The sequence below is a fragment of the Paenibacillus yonginensis genome (assembly GCF_001685395.1).
In the GTDB taxonomy this organism is placed as follows: Bacteria; Bacillota; Bacilli; order Paenibacillales; family Paenibacillaceae; genus Fontibacillus; species Fontibacillus yonginensis.
The window spans coordinates 414,769-434,056 of the sequence record NZ_CP014167.1; the positions used below are offsets into that span (position 1 = coordinate 414,769).

General features: G+C 51.6%; 21 protein-coding genes. 11 read left to right on the forward strand and 10 right to left on the reverse strand.

All coding sequences use genetic code 11. From position 1 onward, the window contains the following. Positions 1-244 precede the first annotated feature (244 nt). The 3 genes from AWM70_RS01810 to AWM70_RS01820 all read left to right on the forward strand — a co-directional run bounded on the left by AWM70_RS01810 (position 245) and on the right by AWM70_RS01820 (position 3,167). Entirely contained in the window at positions 245-1,027 is a 783-nt protein-coding gene (locus AWM70_RS01810) for a hypothetical protein (protein ID WP_083180090.1), read from the forward strand. A gap of 194 nt (positions 1,028-1,221) precedes the next feature. Next, a complete protein-coding gene (locus AWM70_RS01815; protein ID WP_068693846.1) occupies positions 1,222-2,556 on the forward strand; it encodes an MFS transporter in 1,335 nt (444 codons plus the stop codon). Positions 2,557-2,714: 158 nt separating this feature from the next. Next, positions 2,715-3,167 carry a flavodoxin gene (locus AWM70_RS01820; RefSeq protein WP_206093408.1) on the forward strand — a complete coding sequence of 151 codons (453 nt, stop codon included), beginning with the start codon at positions 2,715-2,717 and terminating at the stop codon, positions 3,165-3,167. 248 nt (positions 3,168-3,415) lie between these two features. Here AWM70_RS01820 and AWM70_RS01825 read toward each other — a convergent pair whose 3' ends face one another. From AWM70_RS01825 to AWM70_RS01845, 5 genes are all read right to left on the reverse strand, one after another. Beyond that, a complete protein-coding gene (locus AWM70_RS01825) occupies positions 3,416-4,240 on the reverse strand; it encodes an alpha/beta fold hydrolase (protein ID WP_068693849.1) in 825 nt (274 codons plus the stop codon). A 149-nt stretch (positions 4,241-4,389) separates the two neighbouring features. Further along, complete coding sequence (locus tag AWM70_RS01830; RefSeq protein WP_068693851.1) at positions 4,390-5,214, reverse strand: carbohydrate ABC transporter permease; 825 nt, start codon at positions 5,212-5,214, stop codon at positions 4,390-4,392. Continuing rightward, on the reverse strand, positions 5,214-6,080 hold the full coding sequence (locus AWM70_RS01835) for a carbohydrate ABC transporter permease (RefSeq protein ID WP_068693853.1): 867 nt from the start codon (positions 6,078-6,080) through the stop codon (positions 5,214-5,216). The genes AWM70_RS01830 and AWM70_RS01835 overlap by 1 nt, the downstream gene beginning before the upstream one ends. 45 nt (positions 6,081-6,125) lie before the next feature. After that, positions 6,126-7,370: an ABC transporter substrate-binding protein gene (locus AWM70_RS01840; RefSeq protein WP_068693855.1), complete on the reverse strand. Its 1,245-nt coding sequence runs from the start codon at positions 7,368-7,370 to the stop codon at positions 6,126-6,128. A gap of 227 nt (positions 7,371-7,597) precedes the next feature. Further along, a complete protein-coding gene (locus AWM70_RS01845) occupies positions 7,598-7,837 on the reverse strand; it encodes a hypothetical protein (RefSeq protein ID WP_169823388.1) in 240 nt (79 codons plus the stop codon). A 220-nt stretch (positions 7,838-8,057) separates the two neighbouring features. On the opposite strand from AWM70_RS01845, the gene AWM70_RS01850 reads away from it, so the two are divergent. After that, positions 8,058-8,918, forward strand: a complete 861-nt coding sequence (locus tag AWM70_RS01850) for a pentapeptide repeat-containing protein (RefSeq protein ID WP_068700273.1) — start codon at positions 8,058-8,060, stop codon at positions 8,916-8,918. A 1-nt stretch (position 8,919) separates the two neighbouring features. Here the strand turns inward: AWM70_RS01850 and AWM70_RS01855 are convergent, their stop codons facing one another. Together AWM70_RS01855 and AWM70_RS01860 are read right to left on the reverse strand one after the other, a co-directional pair. Next, positions 8,920-9,678 (reverse strand): methyltransferase domain-containing protein, encoded by a 759-nt coding sequence (locus AWM70_RS01855; protein ID WP_068693859.1) that lies wholly within the window; start codon positions 9,676-9,678, stop codon positions 8,920-8,922. Between the two features lie 226 nt (positions 9,679-9,904). After that, entirely contained in the window at positions 9,905-10,957 is a 1,053-nt protein-coding gene (locus tag AWM70_RS01860; RefSeq protein WP_068693861.1) for a 2,3-butanediol dehydrogenase, read from the reverse strand. 282 nt (positions 10,958-11,239) lie between these two features. Here AWM70_RS01860 and AWM70_RS01865 point away from each other — a divergent pair, with 282 nt between their 5' ends. Further along, positions 11,240-12,271: a LacI family DNA-binding transcriptional regulator gene (locus tag AWM70_RS01865; protein WP_068693863.1), complete on the forward strand. Its 1,032-nt coding sequence runs from the start codon at positions 11,240-11,242 to the stop codon at positions 12,269-12,271. On the opposite strand, the gene AWM70_RS23375 is transcribed toward AWM70_RS01865, so the two are convergent. Beyond that, entirely contained in the window at positions 12,222-12,404 is a 183-nt protein-coding gene (locus AWM70_RS23375; protein WP_169823389.1) for a hypothetical protein, read from the reverse strand. The genes AWM70_RS01865 and AWM70_RS23375 overlap by 50 nt on opposite strands. An 84-nt stretch (positions 12,405-12,488) precedes the next feature. Here AWM70_RS23375 and AWM70_RS01870 point away from each other — a divergent pair, with 84 nt between their 5' ends. After that, positions 12,489-13,049, forward strand: a complete 561-nt coding sequence (locus AWM70_RS01870; protein ID WP_206093409.1) for a CueP family metal-binding protein — start codon at positions 12,489-12,491, stop codon at positions 13,047-13,049. Positions 13,050-13,235: 186 nt separating this feature from the next. Here the strand turns inward: AWM70_RS01870 and AWM70_RS01875 are convergent, their stop codons facing one another. Continuing rightward, complete coding sequence (locus tag AWM70_RS01875; RefSeq protein WP_068693865.1) at positions 13,236-13,910, reverse strand: DUF1129 family protein; 675 nt, start codon at positions 13,908-13,910, stop codon at positions 13,236-13,238. Next, positions 13,910-14,239 carry a PadR family transcriptional regulator gene (locus tag AWM70_RS01880; protein WP_068700277.1) on the reverse strand — a complete coding sequence of 110 codons (330 nt, stop codon included), beginning with the start codon at positions 14,237-14,239 and terminating at the stop codon, positions 13,910-13,912. The genes AWM70_RS01875 and AWM70_RS01880 overlap by 1 nt, the downstream gene beginning before the upstream one ends. A gap of 400 nt (positions 14,240-14,639) precedes the next feature. Here AWM70_RS01880 and AWM70_RS01885 point away from each other — a divergent pair, with 400 nt between their 5' ends. From AWM70_RS01885 to AWM70_RS01905, 5 genes are all read left to right on the forward strand, one after another. Beyond that, complete coding sequence (locus AWM70_RS01885) at positions 14,640-15,368, forward strand: amino acid ABC transporter ATP-binding protein (protein ID WP_068693867.1); 729 nt, start codon at positions 14,640-14,642, stop codon at positions 15,366-15,368. A 31-nt stretch (positions 15,369-15,399) separates the two neighbouring features. Beyond that, the gene (locus tag AWM70_RS01890) at positions 15,400-16,233 is read left to right on the forward strand and encodes a glutamate ABC transporter substrate-binding protein (RefSeq protein ID WP_068693869.1); all 834 of its coding nucleotides are present in this window, start codon (positions 15,400-15,402) and stop codon (positions 16,231-16,233) included. A 111-nt stretch (positions 16,234-16,344) separates the two neighbouring features. After that, positions 16,345-16,995, forward strand: a complete 651-nt coding sequence (locus AWM70_RS01895) for an amino acid ABC transporter permease (protein WP_068693870.1) — start codon at positions 16,345-16,347, stop codon at positions 16,993-16,995. Between the two features lie 56 nt (positions 16,996-17,051). Then, positions 17,052-17,702: an amino acid ABC transporter permease gene (locus tag AWM70_RS01900; RefSeq protein ID WP_068693872.1), complete on the forward strand. Its 651-nt coding sequence runs from the start codon at positions 17,052-17,054 to the stop codon at positions 17,700-17,702. 139 nt (positions 17,703-17,841) lie between these two features. Beyond that, entirely contained in the window at positions 17,842-19,266 is a 1,425-nt protein-coding gene (locus tag AWM70_RS01905) for a sensor histidine kinase (protein ID WP_083180092.1), read from the forward strand. Positions 19,267-19,288 lie beyond the last annotated feature (22 nt).

The following is a 19,288-nucleotide window of genomic DNA, read 5'->3' on the forward strand; positions in this document are numbered from 1 at the left end:
AATATAAGTCAGGAGTTTGTCAATCCCCAAATTTAAAGAAACATATGTTCGTTATTTAGGTTGACAATTGGAAATACCAGGGTTATAGTAAAAGCAATCAAAACAGGTTAGCGGAAGAAGCACTCCGCAGGCAAGGCTCTTGAGCCTTCTTGCGGAGTGCTTTTTTTTATGCGCTAGGATGGTTTCTCCGGCGCGTTTTTCCTCCAGCTGTTTTGAAAAAATAAGAATGAGGAGTTGGAAATTCATGCGTGCTAAGAAAGGGAAGGTTTGGGTGAGAAGGGCTGCGAGTTTACTGCTGGCTGTGGTTGTAAGTATCGGGGCATTAACGCCGCCCGCTTATGCGGACAGCTGGAGCTCGGCTTTGTCCAGCCTGGACGGGCTGCATGACAGCTTTACGGCGCTGGAAGCCGTTGTGAAGGCGGAGAAAGCGCAGATTACGGCTTTGAACAAAACCAATAACGACCAGCTGTCCAGAATTAATGCCGGCATTAGCAGCATTGACAAGACGAAGATCAGCCAGTTGCAAAGCGCAGCGGATGCGGCCGCCAAGAAATATGCCCCGCTGCTGGACGAATATACGTCCCTTGGCAAGCAGGCGGCTGCCGCCAGGAAGATCAAGGACAAGAAAAAAGCCGATCTGCTGGACTTGAAGCGGAACAAAATGAAACCCGAAGTGGAGGCGGCCAAGCAGGAGATCAAAGTAAAGAAAGACGCATTAACAGCCGCAAGAAAGCAGGCAGCCGCCAAAAAGAAGACGGTGCAGGATGCGCTGCTGCCGGTCAAAACACTGAAACAGCAGATGGCAGCCGAGAACAAGCTGATTTCAGCTGCCAATAAAAACAAAAGTGCGGCCGAAAAGCTGTACCGCGCAGCGGTCAAGCAGGGGAACGCCATTACAGCGGCTGCTGAAATGGCTGTGATGTACACCGAGCTGGGTAAAGTGCACAGCTCGCAGCAAAAGCTGAAGTCCTGCGCGGATAAAATAACGGCTGCACTCAAGACGGCCCAAGCCAAGCTGCCCAAATAAACCACTAAATCGGCTCTAAGAGGGCTGTCCTAAATGAGGAGAACGGAAGGCTGGCGGCCGGTGTTTATTTATTCCCTGATTTAACAAACTTCCCGATTCTACTTCATACAGCGGTGATAGACTGAAGCTGTATGGTCTTCCATTTTAGAAGAGAACATCTCTTGAATCATCAGAAGAGAGAAAAGGGGATTGGGATGAATAAACGTTCTGTTTGGGCCTGGATCATGTATGACTTTGCCAATTCGGCTTATGCCACGACGGTCTTGGCGGTGGTTCTGCCTATCTTTTATAGTCAGGTAGCGGCAGCTACGCTGGACTCGCAGACAGCATCCTCTTATTTGGGTTACACCCACTCCGTAGGAATGCTGTTTGTAGCTTTGCTTGCGCCGATTCTGGGCGCGGCTGCAGACCGGTCAGGGAAGAAAGGGAATTTCCTCAGAACCTTCTCTCTGCTTGGAATGGCAGCAACGCTGGGATTTGTTTTTATCGGAGAAGGGGACTGGCTGGCGGCTTCGACCCTGCTGGTCTTATCGACGATTGGATTTGCAGGCGCCAACACGTTCTATGATGCGCTGCTGCCTGATTTGGTTCCCTCCGGCAAAAGGGAATATGTCTCCTCGCAAGGCTACGCTTACGGTTACATTGGGGGAGGCCTGCTGCTGGCAGTGAATCTGTTGATGATTCAGCAGCCGGAATGGTTTGGACTGCCGGATACACTGGCAGGAACCCGGCTGGCTTTTGCTAGCGTAGCCGTGTGGTGGCTGGTCTTCTCAATCCCTATATTCCGGGTTAGCAGCAAGCCGGGGAATCCATCTTCGGCAAATGGCGGAGCCGGGAATGGGAGAGAGGCAAGGAGCGGCTTTGCCGGGCTGGTCAAGACCTTCCGTGAGCTAGCCCGTTATCCGGAGCTGCTGAAATTCATGGCCGCCTTCTGGTTCTTCAACGACGGGATCAACACGATTATTTTGATGGCAACTATATATGGTACGAGTATTGGGATTGGCTCCAGTGACCTGATCCTTGCTTTGTTAATCACGCAATTTGTCGGCTTCCCTTGCACACTGCTGCTGGGGAAGCTGGCCGAACGGTTCGGTGCGAAAAAGCTGCTTTATTTATCACTGGCCTGCTATGTGCTTATCGTAGGGTTGGGTTATTTCATGACCAGCGCCCTTCACTTTTACCTTCTGGCGGGCATGGTCGGACTTGTTCAGGGCGGCAGCCAATCGCTGGCCCGATCCTTGTTCAGTGAATTAATGCCGGCCAAGCGGACGGGTGAATTTTTTGGGTTTGTGAATGTAACTGGCAAATTCTCTTCGATATTTGGGCCGTTTGTCTTCGGATTAGTTGGACAAATTACGGGGTCTACCCGCTGGGGCATTTTGTCCCTGCTTGCTTTCTTTGTGATTGGAATGGCGCTTATGGCCTGGTCCGATATGGAGAAAGGGCGGAGGGAAGCCCAGGAGGATGGTCACTCGGAAGCGGGCTTTTTCCCTCAAAATGCCGTTCCGCTGCCGGAGACAATCGGTTAGAGATCATGAAGGGAGCAGAGTTAACCCCTTTGCCGGGCAGGCGGCGAAGGGGTGCTGGGCCTTACAGGGGAATACTCCTTTTTATATTTGACGATGAGAATCATTATCAATTATACTCGGATTAAGGGTTGGTTATTTGTAAAAGGGAGATGTTCGAAGTGAGCAAAATCCTTATCGTCTATGCCAGTTTAACAGGCAATACGGAAGAGATTGCCGAGTTGATCGCGGAGGGCATCCAAGCCGCCGGATCAGAAGTGGTTCTGAAAATGGTGGATGAATGCAGTGCAGTTGAACTGCTGAAATATGATGCTTTTATGTTGGGGGCTTATACATGGGGAGGAGGGGAGCTTCCGGATGAATTTCTGGATTTCGTAGAGGAGCTGGAGGAGCTTGACCTCCAAGGGAGACCTGCGGCGGTGTTCGGCAGCGGGGATACAGGCTACCCAATTTACTGCGGGGCGGTTGATGAGCTGGAGGATAGGCTCAAAGCATGGGGAGCAGCGCTTGTTCAGGGCGGGCTGAAGATAGAATACGGCCCGAGCCAGGAAGAGAAAGGGAAATGCCGGGATTTTGGCCGGACCTTTGTCCAAAGCCTGGACATCGTTACCTGATGATAACGTTGACCCTATTATGAACTGGAGGCATGGCCACGTTCCTGTTCACCTATAAGGCTGGAAGAAACCGGCACGTGTTGTTCATAGAGGGGGTCATAGAATAGAAAGGGCAAAAAAGCATGAGGGCGTTATTCCTCATGCTTACTGAATTGCCTTATTAAATTGCTTTATTGAATCTGTCTTAATGACTCGGCTTTAATTGGGTTAGCTTTTGTCGGCTTTAATCGGATAACTTCATCGGCTCATTAACCAACAGGTAAAATCTCTGCCAGAGCTGCTGCCCATTCCTCCGGCATATCAAAAAAGGAAAGGTGATGGCCGGGCAGAACGGCGGGTTCGGAGCCTAAGGCTTCCGCCAGCACCTTGGCGGTTTGGCCGCAGTACAAATCGTTGTCCAGCGTCAGCCGTCCGGCCGCCAACCTAAGCGGGACCCCGCTGGCGAGCAGCAGCTCGGCACTTGGCTTGTAGTGAACCAGCGGCGTCAGTTCATGGTTCACGTAAAAAGCCGCATTCCCGGCAAGGCGGTCCTTGTACGCCTGCGGGATCCGGCTTTGCGCCTGCGGCGGCAGCTTCAGCGACAAGGACAGCATAAACATCGCTTCGCTGACTCCATGGATTTCCGCGGTCCGCGAGACGCCGCCGAAGAAATACCGCCATCTTTTGCTGTCCGGCAGCAGCCGGATGACCGGCGGTTCATGAATGACGGCGGCCTTCATGGCCTGCGGCTGGCTTTTGATCATTTCCAGGGCAATAACGCCGCCGTCGCCGCTGGCGAATACAAGCGCGGCATCGTGCCCGGCTGCCTGCAGTACGGCCACGGCATCCCGCGCCTGCCGGCCGATATCAAAGCGGTCCGGGTCACGCCGGGTGCTTCGGGAATGACCTCTGCGGTCATAAGTGATCACCTGGTAATGCTTGGCGAGCAGGGGGGCGACAGCCTCATAACAGCCGGCATCCCCTTCGCTGGGAATTAGGAGCAGCGGTTGTCCACCGCCGCGAATTTCATAATATAGCGTATCGCCTTCAGTAGTTACATATCCGGTTATTGGAGACGTAAAGGGATTGTCCATTTTCAGCAAAACTCCTTTTAGACAGGATGGCAATGCCGTTTTCTAGCGGCTGTTCGATTATCCATTATGACTTATTTTGAACAAATAAACACCCCCGGCGGGTTCAGCCAAGGGTGTGCGGTGTGCAGAGCGGCGTCTTTGCAAGCCTCTTATTTGACGGCTCCTTGCGTAACCCCGTTAATAATCCATTTCTGCGCGAATACGTACACCAGGATCATCGGCAGCATGGCGAGCAGGTAAGAAGCGAAAGCCAGGTTGAATTCGGTGTTGAACTGACCCTGGAAAATGTACTGCACCAGCGGCAGGGTATACATGCTCTGATCGCTGATAATCACGAGAGGAAGCAGGAAGTCATTGTATGTGGACAGGCAGATCAAAATGCCTACAGTGGCGTTGATCGGCATCATCAGCGGGAAAATGATCCGCCAGAACGTGCCCCACGTCGAGGCCCCGTCTACCCGGGCTGCTTCCTCCAGCGCCGTCGGAATGGAGCGGATGTAGCCCACGTAAACAAACACGTTAAAGGCCAGCCCGTAAACCGTATGCAGAATCGTCAGTCCGACCAGGTTGGTCATGCCCATGGCAGAGGTCAATTTGACGATCGGCAGCATGATGATCGGGAACGGAATAAACATCGCGCTGATGAAATAGAAATACAACCCTTTAAAGAATTTGTGGTTCATGTTACGCGCAATCGCGTAAGCGACGAGGGAGTTGGTGAGCAGCGTCAGCACGGCGGTTGCCAGGGTCACAAAAGCGCTGTTGCCGAATGCGCGGAAGAAATTCGTCATGCGGATCGCTTCCGTGAAATTTTCAAACCGCCAATGTGTCGGCAGGCCAAACACCGAGGTCAGCATATCCTGCTGATTTTTCAGCGAAATCGTAATGGCCATATACAAAGGGAACAGGATAAACAGCGTCCCCAGCGCAATGAATATCGTAACCGTCCAGTTGGTTTTTCCCCGAACCTTCATCACATATCCGTCTCCCTTCTCTGCAAGAATCGGATTTGAATAATCGAAATCAGCGCAATCACGATAAAATAGATCACCGAGTTGGCTGATTGATAGGCGAATTCGCCGCCTTCAAAGCCGCCGGTGTAGATCAGGTGGGAGATCGACTGCGTAGCGCGTCCCGGCCCGCCGTTGGTCAAAGCGACGATCAGGTCGAACACCATCAGCGAGTTTTTCATGGCCAGCACCATGTTGATGGTGAAGAAGGGCGCGATCATCGGGAAGGTGATTTTCCAAAACTCCTGCCATTTGCTTGCCCCGTCCAGATTGGAGGCTTCGTAGATATCGGTTGGAATGGTCTGCAGGCCGGACAGATACAGAATTGTGTTAAAAGCGATGCCCTGCCAGACGGCTACGAACGATACGCCGAGCCAGGCGAATTTTTCATTCCCCAAAATATTGCCCGCCAGCGTGTCGCTGCCCAAATGGGCGCCCCAAATCGGAAATACGTTCGAGAACAAGTAGTTAAAAATATATCCGACGATCAGTACGCTCAGGATATTCGGCAGGAAATACACCGCCCGGAAGAAATTCCGCGCTTTGATGCTGGCGTTCAGACCCAGCGCGATGAGCAGGCTGATGAGGTTGATAAAGATCGTGGCCACCACCGCAAATTTGAAGGTGAACCCGTAAGCATTCCAGACGTTGCTGTCCTGGAACAGGTAATAATAGTTTTTGAAGCCGATGAAATCATAATGATCCCCAAAGCCGTTCCAGTTGGTAAAGGAATAATAAACGCCCTGAAGGGCTGGAAAGGTATGAAATAAGAAAAAGAGAACTACAGCCGGAATCGTCATCCAGTAAAACGCCGCGCGTCGTCTAGCCATCCTTCATCCTCCTTTTTGGTCTGCTTAGCGATAACGAGTAGCGGGTTATTGGGTCTGCCGCCGGTTGGCGACTTTGTCCCACTCCGTGTCCAAGGTGTTCAGGAACCAGTCGATATTATGATTTTGCAGGAATGACTGGGTAATGGAATTCAGTTGAACGGCCGCCGGAATGAAATGGTCCGCAAAGTCCACGAAACGGGACTGTTCAAAATACGGTTTAAGCTCCGCAACCGCCGGGTCGTCCTGATTGACGCCTTCCACAGCGGCAAACGCGGTTTGCTCGTCGATGTATTGGCCGATATTTTCAGGCTGCAGCAGGAATTCTACGAATTTGGCCGCTTCCTCTTTATGTTTGGAGGACTGCGTAATGGCGAGCAGCGTATCCACGCCGGAGATCAGGTTGACTTTGTTCGGATCATTGCCGGTAGGAAAAGGGAAAAATCCCAGCTCCAGATCCGGGTTTGTTTTGCGGAGCTCGGGAATGGCCCAGGTTCCCTGGATGTACATGGCGGCTTCGCCGCGGGCGAAAGAGCGGTTGCCGTCGGCGTAGGTTTTGCCGAAATTGTCGCTGTGGCCGTAGTCCAGCAAAGCGAGCATTTTTTCCGCTACCTCCCGGAAATGCTCCTTAAAAGTGGTTTCGCCGGCCCGGCGGGCCTTGAAGAAATCGTTGCCCACAATATTCGGCCCGAGGGCGTTAAAGGAAAGGTTGGTCTGCCAATCGTCCTTATAGGTGAAATAAAAAGGAATGATCCCGGCAGCCTTCACGGCCTGGGCGGTTTGGATCAGCTCGTCCCACGTTTTGGGCACCTGCAGGTTCAGCTTGCGGAAAATTTCCTTGTTGTACATAATGCCGTTGGCATTGGTCGCGTAAGGGACCCCGGTGATGTCGGCCATTCCGGTTACATCGGTGATTTGTTTGACATAAGCAGGGTTTACTCGATCCAGCAAAGGCTGACCGGTCAGGTCTTCAAAGATGCCGCTTTGGGACAAAATGGAAAAGGTGTCCGTTGCGCCCATGCCGACGATGTCCGGTTCATCGTTTTTGACCACTCTTGTGAGTAAAACGGTTTCGGCATCCGGCGGATTTACCTGCGTTACTTCGATATTCGGATTCTCAGCGTTAAACTTGGCAACCAGCTTGTCGAAAGAATCTTTGGCCTCCGGCTTGTTCTGGAAAAATTCGATATGCACTTTGCCGTCCGCGGACGTTGTGCCGCCGCATGATGACAGCAGAGTGCCTGCCAGCAGGACAGCGGTGATGACGCTTACAGTTCTGCCGAACCTTCTCATTCTGCATTCCTCCTCATGTTTGCTTCAAAGCCCCTTACGAGATAAGGGTAAATCGGTAGGCTTGCTTGTTTATTACCCCCGCTTGTCCGAAGGAGAAACAAAGGTCGGTAAATTCCTTGTCCGCATCCGGAAGACAACAAGCCCAAAAACCGCACCAGGACTGGTGCGGCTGCTGTCAAATAAATTTGCTGTCTCGGGTTATTTATCCAAACGGGTAAACGGGGAGATTACCTCATATCCGCCCATTCGCCGTCGCTGGGAATGATAATCCGGTTCGTTATCTTCTTGCTGCTTAAACGGTCTTTCAGCTGTTCACGTGTAAGCAGGCAATGGTTGATGCTCTTCATATGAACGGCCATGATTTGCGTGTAAGGCGCATAACCCGCCAGTTCGGCAATGTCTTGGTCCGTCATCGTAATCGGATCCCCTTCGAGGAAGCGCGCTCCGCCGGCATTAACGATCGTCATCCGGGGATTAAAGGCGTCAAGAGCGCTATGCGTTGCGGATAAGTTGTATTTTCATTTGTTCTTTACCTCCATTAAACGAAAGGAATTCTGATACAATAGAAAGGATAAGCATTCAGAGTTTTAACCCTGCAAAACAAGATAAGGCAAGGAGATGAAAGAGTTGGCTGGACATACTGAACAAGCAGGACACGCAGGAAATGCGGGACAAGGCGAACAACTCTTGGGTTCGGTAAAGGGGACATCGGGCTTCCTGCTTCAGCGGGAGGAGCTAAAAGCGGATTGCGAGCAATGTTTTGGGTTATGCTGCGCGGCGCTGCCGTTTGCAGCTTCCGTTGATTTTGCGGCTGACAAGCCTGCCGGGCAGGCCTGCCGCCATCTGCAGGAGGATTTTCGGTGCGGCATCCACGGAAGCCTTCGAGAGCAGGGATATCGCGGCTGTACGGTTTATGATTGTTTCGGGGCCGGACAGAAGCTGTCCCAGGAGACGTTCGGTGGCGCAAGCTGGCGGGAGCATCCGGAGACCGGAAAGCTAATGCTTGAAGTGTTCCCCGTCATGTGGCAGCTTCATGAGCTTCTTTGGTATCTTGCCGAGGCTTTGACTCTGGGCGGTGCCTCCGCACTCCATGATCGGATAAAGGCCGCTTTGGAAGAAACCCGACGGCTGACAGCGCTCGGTGCAGATGAATTAGCCGGTTTGAATGTAAGTATACACCGCGGGGAAGTCGGCGCTTTGCTGCTGCAGGCCAGCGAGCTGGAGCGGAAAGAGAAAGCCCGGCAGCTGAGAAGCTCCGGTCGCAGAACGAAGAAAGCGGGGCGGGGAGCAGACTTGATAGGCGCGAGTCTCAGCGGAGCCGACCTAAGCTGCGCCAACTTGCGCGGGGCTTATTTGATCGCCGCTGATCTGCGGAAGGCGGACTTGAGGTCAGCCGATCTGATTGGCGCGGATTTCCGCGATGCTGATCTCCGCGGCGCGGATTTGACGGGCAGCTTGTTTGTGACCCAGGCGCAGATGAATGCGGCTAAAGGGAATATGGAGACGAAACTGCCCGCCGGTATTATCCGTCCGGCCCATTGGAGCTGAATTAACGTTTGAAGGCTGATACCCGGATTCTCCGGTAATCCATCACCCAGCGGCCATCCTGGAACAGAAGCGGCCGGAGCTGCTCCTCCAGATCGGTTAAGATCCGTTCTCGTTGTTCAGTGGTCAGAACGCTTAGGATTCCATTAGCAAACACGTCCAACCATTTCCGGAAACCTTGCTCCCCATCTTCGAGCGGAGTAGGCCGTGCAAAGCAAAGGGCCAATTCAACGGTAAAGCCGTGTTTCTCCAGTAGAGACGTGTATTGGCCGATACTTGGGAAATACCAAGGCATTCGCAGCTTGCTGCCCAAACCGTGGGCTTCAAAGACCTGCGGCAAACCGCTGACAACGGAGGCAATATTGCCGTGTCCTCCGAATTCGCACACCAAGCGGCCGCCTGACCGAAGGCTGGAGGCCATAGAAGCGGCGGCGGCGTCCGCATCCTGAAGCCAGTGCAGGGCAGCATTGCTGAATATGGCGTCTGCGGGTTTGTCGTGTACATAATGCTGGGCATCGGCTTGGATAAAACGAAGCTGAGGATGTTTGGCTTGAGCGGCTCGAACCATCTCTGGAGAAACATCAATTCCCGTCACGTCGGCTCCGCTTTGTGCTATTAAGGCGGCCAGATCTCCTGTGCCGCTGCCCCAATCCAGAATCCGTTCTCCCGGCTGCGGCTGCAGGAGCCCGATCAGGGATTCTCCGAACTGCGACACAAAAGACATGGATGAATCGTAGGTACCCGAATTCCACTGCTGATTCATAGTTCACCCTCCTTAGGAGATATACAGGTTTGAATTCATTTTACGTCTGGTTTCGTTATTAGGGAAATATATAAACTGCATAACAGTAATTGATTTAACCTATAAGTTTACAAAAAGAGTCCCTCTGCCACGCAGACAGAGGGATACGAAACACAGCGCAGCTGTCTAGGAGGCGAGTGCCTCATGACGGGCTTGACGCGCGATTAGACGCTTATAATACTAATGTTTAGCGGTTGGGAGTGACCAGAATCTTCACCTGGTTCTTCTCTTTAAGCAGCGCTTCAAAGCCTTGCTCGACGGCGTCATCCAAAGCAATACGTTTGGTGACAAGCTTCTCGGCGGAGAAATATCCCTGCTCCATGAGGCTGATAACGGCAGGGAAAACATCCCGGTATCCGATGATGCCTGCAATATTCCGTTCCTGCATGACGATTTGATTCGGGTGGATAGCCGCTTCTTTTTCAAAAATGCTTACGATCATGATCTGGCCGCCAATCCGCGTAGATTGGATCGCCTGCTGAAGCACGACTGGAACGCCGGTCACTTCAAAAGCCACGTCGGCTCCGCCGTCCGACAGGCGGCAAATTTCAGCAATCACATCCTGCTCGGCCGGGTTGATGCCAATGGCTCCAAGCTCTTCGGCTTTGTTCCGGCGTTCCTGCGACAACTCCACGGCATAAATGGACGAGGCACCGGATGCTTTAAGCGCTTCGATGACCAGCAGTCCGATAGGACCGGCTCCAAATACCACTGCTCGGTCGCCGACCTTAAATTGGCTTTGGCGTACGGCATACAGGGCTACCGCAGAGGGTTCAACCAATGCCCCCTGCTCAAAGGAAACGCTTTCCGGAATTTTGTGCACACGGTGCTCTTCGGTCGCAACGTATTCGGAGAAACCGCCGCCGCCTCCAGCCAGACCGAGGAAGCCCATCTGTTCGCACAAATTATATTTGCCTTGCCGGCAAGCCGCACACTCCCCGCAATTAAAGATAGGTTCTACTACGACCCGGTCGCCGGTTTTGAAGCGGGTCACGCCTTCTCCAACCTCGACCACCTGTCCGGAAAATTCATGGCCCATAACAACAGGAGCTTCTTCATGGGTTAAGGGATGTGGAGCACCTTGGGATATAAAAATAGGGCCTGCCGCATATTCGTGCAGATCACTGCCGCAGATCCCGCACCATTCGATTTTAATTTTGACTTGCCCTTTGGCTGTCACCGGTTCCTCGATAGTTTCGATTCTCAGGTCTTTAACACCGTGCCAACGTAATGCTTTCATTCCTGTCATCTCCTGATAAATGGTATATAAAATTATTGAATATAATTTTTTTAGGAAACGTTTCCGATGATTATAATGTCACAGAATGTTCATGTTGTCAAACCTTTGGACCGTTAAATGGGATAAGCAAATATAGCAATGAACAACAGATAAGCATGGTGCGACAGGGCCGGTAAGAAGAGTGGGTGCCGCTGTGATATAATGAAAATATAAATTTTTGGTTTTCGAAACAAAACAGGAAACGATTCCGACACAACGGATGAAAGGATATTCAAGAGAACTATGGAACAGAACAGAAAAGTAACGATCGAAGACGTAGCCAAACAGGCCGGAGTAGGCATTGCGACCGTCTCTCGTGCGCTGAATGACAGCGGGGGGATCAGCGCAGCAACTAAAGCCAAAATTTTGCAGGTGGTCGATGAAATGGGGTTTGTCCCCAACACCTCCGCCCAAAGCTTGAAAATCCGGCAGACCCGGCAGATTGCCCTTGCGGTTCCCGATATTCGAAATGCGATTATTCCCGACATTGCCTGGTCGGTGGAGCAGGCCGCCAAGCAGCATGGATACCGGGTGGTGCAGATCAACACGCTGGGCAATGCGCGGCTGGAGCTGGAGACGCTGCGCGAGATTAAGAAGCTGCATGTAGACGGTTTGGTTATAATGCCCCTAGCCTATCCCAAAACGCTGGAAAACCTGATTAACCGGGCAAGTCTGCCTGTCTCCGTCATCAATTACGGGAAAAAACTGAGTCCCGACCTGAAAGCCGATGTGGTCGGGCTTGCAAGGCAGGAAGGCAAGCTGGTGATGGAGCATCTGCAGCAAATCGGCCGGACGCGGATCGCTTACGCGGGAGCGCCGAAGGACAAAATTGAAGAGAGATACCGCGCCTATGAGGAATCCGTCAGCCAGGTGGATGTTTCGCTGGTTTATTTCGGCGAAGATTTCAACTTTGAGACGGGACGGCGGGCCGCGGATTATTTCTATAGCCTCAAACATATGCCTGACGCTATTTATGCGGTGAACGACATGGTGGCTATCGGGATCGTCAACCGGTTTAAAGAACTTGGCGTCAAGGTGCCCGAGCAGGTGGCGGTGGTCGGAATTGATAACAATTTGTGGGCTACCGTTACTACGCCCAAGATCAGCTCGGTCTCCATCATGGGCAGCGAGGTGGGGCGGCTGGCGGCTGAATTGCTGCTGAAGCGCATCCAATCCGCAGAAGCCGCAGCTTATGAACGGGTTGAATTTGAACCCCGGTTGATCGTCAGGGAATCCAGTGCGGCTCCGACCCGGTATTCCGGTCCGTCTGCCTGAGGATAGAATTCTGGAAATTGGCGATAGGCGCTTCCAGCCATCTGCGGATCGTATATGGATTCTGCTGCTTGGCTTGTTTGTCCGTAGCCGCATTCGGCTGCTCGGTAATGGCTGCCTGATATGACCATTCCATGACATTTGTGAATGAAGCTTTTTTAACGGATTTCTTGCCTTATAATGAGGGAAGACAAGCTTTGAAACGGAGGAGATTCTGAAGATGCGGCAGCAGCCTAAACGACAGCGATCTAAACAGGGAATTGCAGCAGCGCTAGCTTTTTTGTTGTTTGGTGTTTTACTTGCAGCTTGTGGAAATTCGCCGAAAGCGGAAGTTAATCTGCAGACGGATGAACTGAAACAGCTGGTACAGAATTTAAGCGCCGGAAATAAGAAGGCCCAATCAGCTTCCATATCATCCAGCGGTCTGAAGCTTGTGGATGATAAAGGGAAGGAAACGGAGTATGTTTTGCCGGAGCAGGAGTTTTTTGTATCGATTGCCCCTTATTTGCAGCAGACTCACCGTTGCTCCATCCATAATCTGGCCGGCTGCCAGGGGGAATTGCAGCAGCAGACATTTACGGTTACGGTTCGCGACTCATCCGGCAAAGCGATCCTTGACCGGGAATCGCTTGCTTCTCAGGTAAACGGATTTATAGACTTATGGCTGCCTAGGGATGACACTTTCCATGTAACGGTAGAGTATAACGGGAAACAAGCGGAATCCGATATCTCGACGTTTGAAGGCGACAACACGTGTATCACAACGATGCAGCTGGGCTAAAGGAACTTGAGCTGGTTAATGAAGTTGTGTCTCATCCAAAGAAGCTGCCCCCTTGTCAATGAGGGGCAGCTTCTTTGGGGTGCTTTAACAGTCCGTGTCAGAATATGTTATTCAAGACCACCTACAATGCAGTTAGACATTACATTTCATCATACGCTCCAATCGGCCGTTTCTCTGGCCCAACCCTTACTTCCTGTTCTCCAGCCATTTTCCTGCTCCGTACAATATTGCGCCAATGAGGGCTAGCACGTATACAGGAACGTCAATGGGCGGGCCGAAACGAGGCATGAAGTAGAGAACGATTGCGAAAATCGTGAATACCCCTCCGCCGATCAGACAGGCTGCCACCATTTCCTTTACCTTACGGATGGAACGAAAGGCGGACCAGCGAATGTATCTCAAGATGCCGGCAATAAATATATAAGCCCCAAGAACAGAAACGGCTGCGGTAACCGTCAAACTCCCTAAATGAAGATGATAAACGGACTCTCCCTGATTAAAAACATAACTGAGGATGCTGGCGAACAGACCGGTAATAAAAGCAAAGACGCCTAAAAAAATCAAGCCGAACATGGAAACAAGCTTTACCACCTCTTTCGGCATCGCCGTTGGCAGCTCGCCGACAATTTCACGGGCATATGCCTGCGGATCTTCTCCAAACACCTCTTCGGCAGTCCGTCCTTCTTCTTGAGCTTCCAGGAGATGGTCCAGCACCTCCATTAAAATTTCTTCGGTTTCCTGTTCGGAGGTATTAAATGAGGTTCGGATATAAATCAGCAATCCGGTATAATACCTTTCGTTGTTCTTGCTCAGCAGTTCGCGTTTCCGATTGTTCTCCTGGATCAATTCTTTAACATGCATCAAACTCTGCCTCCTCTTTGCAGCAAATGATCTACAGGATCCCTTAAGTTCTCCCAGTGTTTTTTAAATTCATCTAAAGCTTCCTCGCCTTTGCGGGTGAGGGTGTAATATTTGCGGTTCGGGCCGCTGGGCGACTTTTTCATCTCCCCGACGATCAGTTTCTCCTTCTGAAGCCGCAGCAGAATAGGGTAAATCGAACCTTCGCTTACTTCTATCTGCATCGCATGGAGCTTCAGGGTAAGCTCATAGCCGTATATCGTTTCTTGGGATATAACCGCGAGGATGCACCCTTCCAATATTCCTTTTAAAAGCTGGCTTCGCACGGACAACATCATCACCTACCTTGTATAACAATATAGTGAGGCAAAAAAGAATTCATATCAAATTTCAATTGCAGCTGACTTGCATAACAAGATAGCTGATTCAATATGAGCTACCTTGCATAACAAAGTAGCTCGTGTTCACCTTACCAAACCTCTGCCGGGATTTCAAGAGCTCTATGTCTTTTAGCGTAAGGAAAAGGATTGTTGTCAGCAAAGGTGACGCATGTCCACCTGCACCGGGACAAGTACAGGCGATAAACGAAATTTCTCATCGTAAAACAAATGATTTTTGATCCTTCTGAAGGATTTTGTGTAGGAGATTGTAGTTTTCTATAGTCGTTCCAGTAAGGTTAATTTCAAATGTTACGAATATTCACATACAGCCGAGGAGAAAGGGGGACTGCCGGTGATCCGTTTTCAACAAGTAGATAAACACTATGGACATTTTCAGGTGTTAAGAGGGATTGATCTGGAGGTTCAGGAAGGCGAAGTTGTGGTGGTCGTCGGGCCGTCCGGTTCGGGCAAAAGCACGATGCTCCGCTGCATTAACCGGCTGGAGACGATCACAAGCGGGGAGCTGATGGTCGAGGGTATTCCGGTCAATGACCGCAAGACCGACATTAACAAGCTGCGGCGGGACATCGGGATGGTCTTTCAGCATTTCAACCTGTATCCGCACAAAAAAGTCATCGACAACATCACTTTAGCTCCGGTCAAGGTGCTTGGCGTATCCAAAGCGGAGGCTGAGCAGACGGCTATGTTTTATCTGGAGAAGGTTGGAATTGCGGACAAAGCGCACGCTTATCCTTCGCAATTGTCAGGAGGCCAGCAGCAGCGGGTGGCGATCGCACGCGGGCTGGCGATGAGACCCAAGATCATGTTGTTTGACGAGCCCACTTCGGCGCTTGATCCGGAGATGGTCGGCGAGGTGCTTGACGTGATGCGTACGCTGGCCAAAGAAGGCATGACGATGGTTGTCGTTACTCACGAAATGGGTTTCGCCCGCGAGGTAGCGGACCGGGTCATCTTTATGGATCAGGGGCAAATCCTCGAAGAGGCGGCGCCTGAGGTGTTTTTTGGGAATCCGCGTGAAGAACGGACGCGAACATTCCTCAGCCGGTTGCTCAGTCATTAAATCTCTAATTAGAACGAGGAGGAGAAAAAGAATGAAGAACAGGTTGAAGAAAAGATGGCTGCCGCTTGGAATTGCGGCGGTGTGTACGATGCTCCTGCTGGCCGCTTGCGGCAATAAGGAGTCCGGCGGCAATGCAGGTTCAGCGGCATCAGGTGCTCTGGATAAAATCAAGGAACGCGGAAAGCTGATCGTCGGCGTCAAATACGACACCAAGCTGTTTGGCCTGAAGGACCCGGCCAGCGGCAATGTAGAGGGATTTGACATTGACATTTCCAAGGCGATTGCCAAACACATTCTCGGTGACGAAAATGCGATTGAGCTGAAGGAGGTCACCTCCAAGACGCGGATTCCAATGCTGAACAACGGCGAAATCGATATGATTGTGGCCACGATGACGATTACGGAGGAACGCAAGAAGGAAGCGGATTTCTCGGACGTGTATTTCCAGGCCGGTCAATCGCTGCTGGTGAAGAAAGGCAGCCCGATTCATGGGATCGAGGACGTAACTTCCAGCACGACCGTGTTGGGAACCAAAGGTTCAACTTCTGTCAAGAACATCCGCGACAAAGTATCCGGCGTCAAAGTGCTGGAGTTCGACAACTATCAGGATGCGTTTAACGCATTGAAATCCGGCCAAGGCGATGCCTTGACGACGGATGATGCCATTCTTTACGGCATGGCCGCCCAGGATTCGAATTACGAGGTCGTGGGCAAGCCGTTCACCGATGAACCTTACGGCATCGCGGTGCAGAAGGGGAACTCCGATATCGTGCAGGCTGTCAACGATACACTCAAAGAGCTGCATGACAGCGGGGAATACGATAAAATTTACGAAAAATGGATTGGCAAAAAGCCTGCCGAATAAACCGGCTCCTGCATAGAAACGAAAGGATGGAATGGCAGTCCGCCTTGCCATCCTTTCGTGTTATCGGAGCGGAACGGATCTCGTTCCGCTATTCGGGAAGGAGATGAGTCAATGGATTTTACGATATTAACCGATTATTTCGGCGATTACATGGAAGGCTTTCGCGGGACGCTGCTATCCAGCCTGCTGGCGCTTGTCGGCAGCTTTGCATTAGGAGCGTTGATTGCCGTATTCCGGATTGGCCCTGTACGGGCTTTGCGCTGGCTGGGGACGGGATATGTGGAATTTATCCGCAATATCCCGCTGCTGCTGGTGGTATACGTTTTTTATTACGGCCCTGCGGCCTTCGGCATCCCGCTGGACGGTTTCACGGCCGGGACGATCGGGCTTGCGGTTTACACTTCCTCTTTTATCGCTGAAGCGATCCGTGCAGGCATCATGGCGATCCCCAAAGGCCAGACCGAGGCTGCGCGTTCATCGGGTTTGACCTACGGGCAGACGATGGTTCACATTATTTTGCCTCAAGCGATCAGGCTGGTTATCCCGCCGCTTGGCAACCAGTTTATCAATCTGATCAAAAATTCGTCCGTACTGACGATCGTCGCCGGGCTGGACCTGATGTATTTTGCCGATATTGTCAATTCGGATACGTTCCGCACGTTTGACACTTATATCTTTGTTGCGCTGTTCTACCTGGTGCTGACTCTGCCGCTAAGTTATGGAGTCCGGGTTTGGGAGCGGCGGCTGCAGCGTAAATATTGAATGGAAGACGGTAGCTATGAAGGTTAAGCAGCTTAGATGAAGGGAGGATGATGGGAATGGATTTTGCAGGAGCTTACAGTGCGGATAATTTACGGTTTCTGTCAGATGGATTGTGGATGACGCTGATCGTCGCCGGAGCTTCGATTGTGCTCAGCTTTCTGATCGGCTGCGTGATAGGCGTCATCCGTTATGTGAAGCTTCCGGTATTATCGCCGGTACTGTTCGTCGTTGTAGAGCTGATCCGGAATTTGCCGCTGCTTCTGATTATTTTTTTTATCCGGTTTGCCTTGCCGGAGGTAGGCGTTAAGCTCGGTCTGGTTACGGCCGCCATTGCAGCATTGACGATATTTGAAGCGGCCATGATTTCCGAAATTGTACGGGGAGGGTTAACCTCCATCGACAAAGGTCAAATCGAAGCGGCGCGTTCATCGGGGCTGAGCGCCTTTCAGGCATTATGGCATATCGTACTGCCTCAAGGGCTGCGGCGAATGGTGCCTCCCCTGGTCAGCCAATTTATTTCACTGCTTAAGGATACCTCGCTGGCAGTCGTGATTTCTCTGCCGGAACTCATGCACCATGCCGGTATTGTGATCGGACACGGTTACAGCTATACAATTCCGATTTTGCTGCTCGTAGCGTTGATTTATTTTACGGTCAATTTTGTGCTGTCGCTGGTTTCCAGAAGGCTGGAGGCCCGGCATGTATAAGCCGGTTCAAGAAAAGCGAACAGGCTGGTTAACATATAACTGACACGTGATGAAATGGTAAGGATAGGCGCTGTCTCCGAAATATGGTACGATAAGGAGCAAAAATATCAACATTCTCTCACGGGAGTCAGGTGAGCTTATGGGGACAGCTTTTTTCAGCATCAAAGATTTTGGCGGGTTGCGTGGAACACGCAAAAGGCCCGAAAGGGTTCTCGATCAAAGCCCGGCATTATGGGGGAGTTTTAAATCCGTTTATGTTCAAATCGCCGTTGTCGCGTTAGGTACGGCGCTTGCCGGAGAGCTGAAGATCAACCCTTTTGATGGAGATATTTTCAGGATCGGCCTTGGCAGCAGCGCTTTTTTGCTGTTTCTGCTGCTGCTCAGACGTTTGCCTTATATCTTGACCGGAGCGGTGACCGGGGCGGTTGTGCTGATGTTTCGCATGGGGCTGGATCAGGCTTTGGGCCATGATCTGACGCCGATTGCCAGTGCTACCCGCCACTGCTCGGCTGCCGTATATTATCTGGTGTTTGCGGTGGGAATGAGCGTCATCAAGCCGCGGCTTGACCGGTTTTATCCCTTAGTGCTGGGGGCGGTGACGGCGGTCGTCGATCTGATGTCCAATGAAGCGGAGCTGCTGACCCGGCTGCTCGTTACCGGCACAACAACGTTTGAACTAAATGAATGGACTTTCCTTATGGCGATTGCGATGCTCCGCACGTATTTTGTCACCGGAATTTACAGCAGCATCGCCATCAGCCGGATGCGCATCGTGCAGAAGGAGCAGAACCGCAGGATCGAGCAGATGCTCAGTGTCAGTTCGGGACTGTATGGCGAGGTTTTTTACCTCAAGAAATCGATAGGCACACTGGAAAATGTAACGCTCGGCAGCTATGAGCTGTACCGGCGTCTCGCGGACGAAGGGCTTCAGGAGCACAAGCAGAAGGTGCTTGGCCTTACGCAGCAAATTCATGAGGTGAAGAAGGATTCGCAGCGTATTTTGGCCGGGTTGATCAAGCTGACAGACCGCGAGGTTCCGGGCGATATGCCGCTTTCTAACCTGCTCCAGTATACGGTCAGAAGCAATCAGCAGTATGCGGAGATGCTGGGCAAAAGTATTGTTTTTACGCAAAAAATGTCCTGTGATTACGTCACCTCCAGCTACATCCCCCTGCTTACGCTGCTTGGCAATTTAACGGCAAACGCAGTTGAAGCGATCCGTACTCAAGGACAAATTCATCTTGAGGTTCGTGAACAGGGGGAGCTGACGTTTCTGTCGGTCAGTGACAGCGGAGGCGGAATCCCGCCGGAAGATCGGGAGCTGTTGTTTGAACCGGGGTTTACGACCAAATTTGATGACGAAGGTATTGCGGCAACGGGAATTGGCCTGTCCCATGTCCGTGATATAGCGGAGCGGCTCGGAGGAGAAATTACGATTGGTACGGCACCAGGACTTGGCGGAGCCTGGTTTCAGGTTCGGATTCCAACGGAGAAACTGCGAGCAAGCACGCCTTCTGATCCAAATAGCATGCAAGAATCCTCGTTTGAAAGGCTGCTTGTTTAACATAGGCTTCTTACAATAACCT

Bases quoted from the DNA above. Each gene is read 5' to 3' on its own strand.
- AWM70_RS01905 (WP_083180092.1), top strand. From the start codon at position 17,842: ATGGGGACAGCTTTTTTCAGCATCAAAGATTTTGGCGGGTTGCGTGGA.
- AWM70_RS01895 (WP_068693870.1), top strand. From the start codon at position 16,345: ATGGATTTTACGATATTAACCGATTATTTCGGCGATTACATGGAAGGC.
- AWM70_RS01840 (WP_068693855.1), bottom strand. From the start codon at position 7,370: ATGAGAAGGTTCGGCAGAACTGTAAGCGTCATCACCGCTGTCCTGCTG.
- AWM70_RS01900 (WP_068693872.1), top strand. From the start codon at position 17,052: ATGGATTTTGCAGGAGCTTACAGTGCGGATAATTTACGGTTTCTGTCA.
- AWM70_RS01860 (WP_068693861.1), bottom strand. From the start codon at position 10,957: ATGAAAGCATTACGTTGGCACGGTGTTAAAGACCTGAGAATCGAAACT.
- AWM70_RS01855 (WP_068693859.1), bottom strand. From the start codon at position 9,678: ATGAATCAGCAGTGGAATTCGGGTACCTACGATTCATCCATGTCTTTT.
- AWM70_RS01875 (WP_068693865.1), bottom strand. From the start codon at position 13,910: ATGCATGTTAAAGAATTGATCCAGGAGAACAATCGGAAACGCGAACTG.
- AWM70_RS01890 (WP_068693869.1), top strand. From the start codon at position 15,400: ATGAAGAACAGGTTGAAGAAAAGATGGCTGCCGCTTGGAATTGCGGCG.
- AWM70_RS01845 (WP_169823388.1), bottom strand. From the start codon at position 7,837: ATGACGATCGTTAATGCCGGCGGAGCGCGCTTCCTCGAAGGGGATCCG.
- AWM70_RS01815 (WP_068693846.1), top strand. From the start codon at position 1,222: ATGAATAAACGTTCTGTTTGGGCCTGGATCATGTATGACTTTGCCAAT.
- AWM70_RS01810 (WP_083180090.1), top strand. From the start codon at position 245: ATGCGTGCTAAGAAAGGGAAGGTTTGGGTGAGAAGGGCTGCGAGTTTA.
- AWM70_RS01870 (WP_206093409.1), top strand. From the start codon at position 12,489: ATGCGGCAGCAGCCTAAACGACAGCGATCTAAACAGGGAATTGCAGCA.
- AWM70_RS23375 (WP_169823389.1), bottom strand. From the start codon at position 12,404: ATGGAATGGTCATATCAGGCAGCCATTACCGAGCAGCCGAATGCGGCT.
- AWM70_RS01865 (WP_068693863.1), top strand. From the start codon at position 11,240: ATGGAACAGAACAGAAAAGTAACGATCGAAGACGTAGCCAAACAGGCC.
- AWM70_RS01830 (WP_068693851.1), bottom strand. From the start codon at position 5,214: ATGAAGGTTCGGGGAAAAACCAACTGGACGGTTACGATATTCATTGCG.
- AWM70_RS01835 (WP_068693853.1), bottom strand. From the start codon at position 6,080: ATGGCTAGACGACGCGCGGCGTTTTACTGGATGACGATTCCGGCTGTA.
- AWM70_RS01825 (WP_068693849.1), bottom strand. From the start codon at position 4,240: ATGGACAATCCCTTTACGTCTCCAATAACCGGATATGTAACTACTGAA.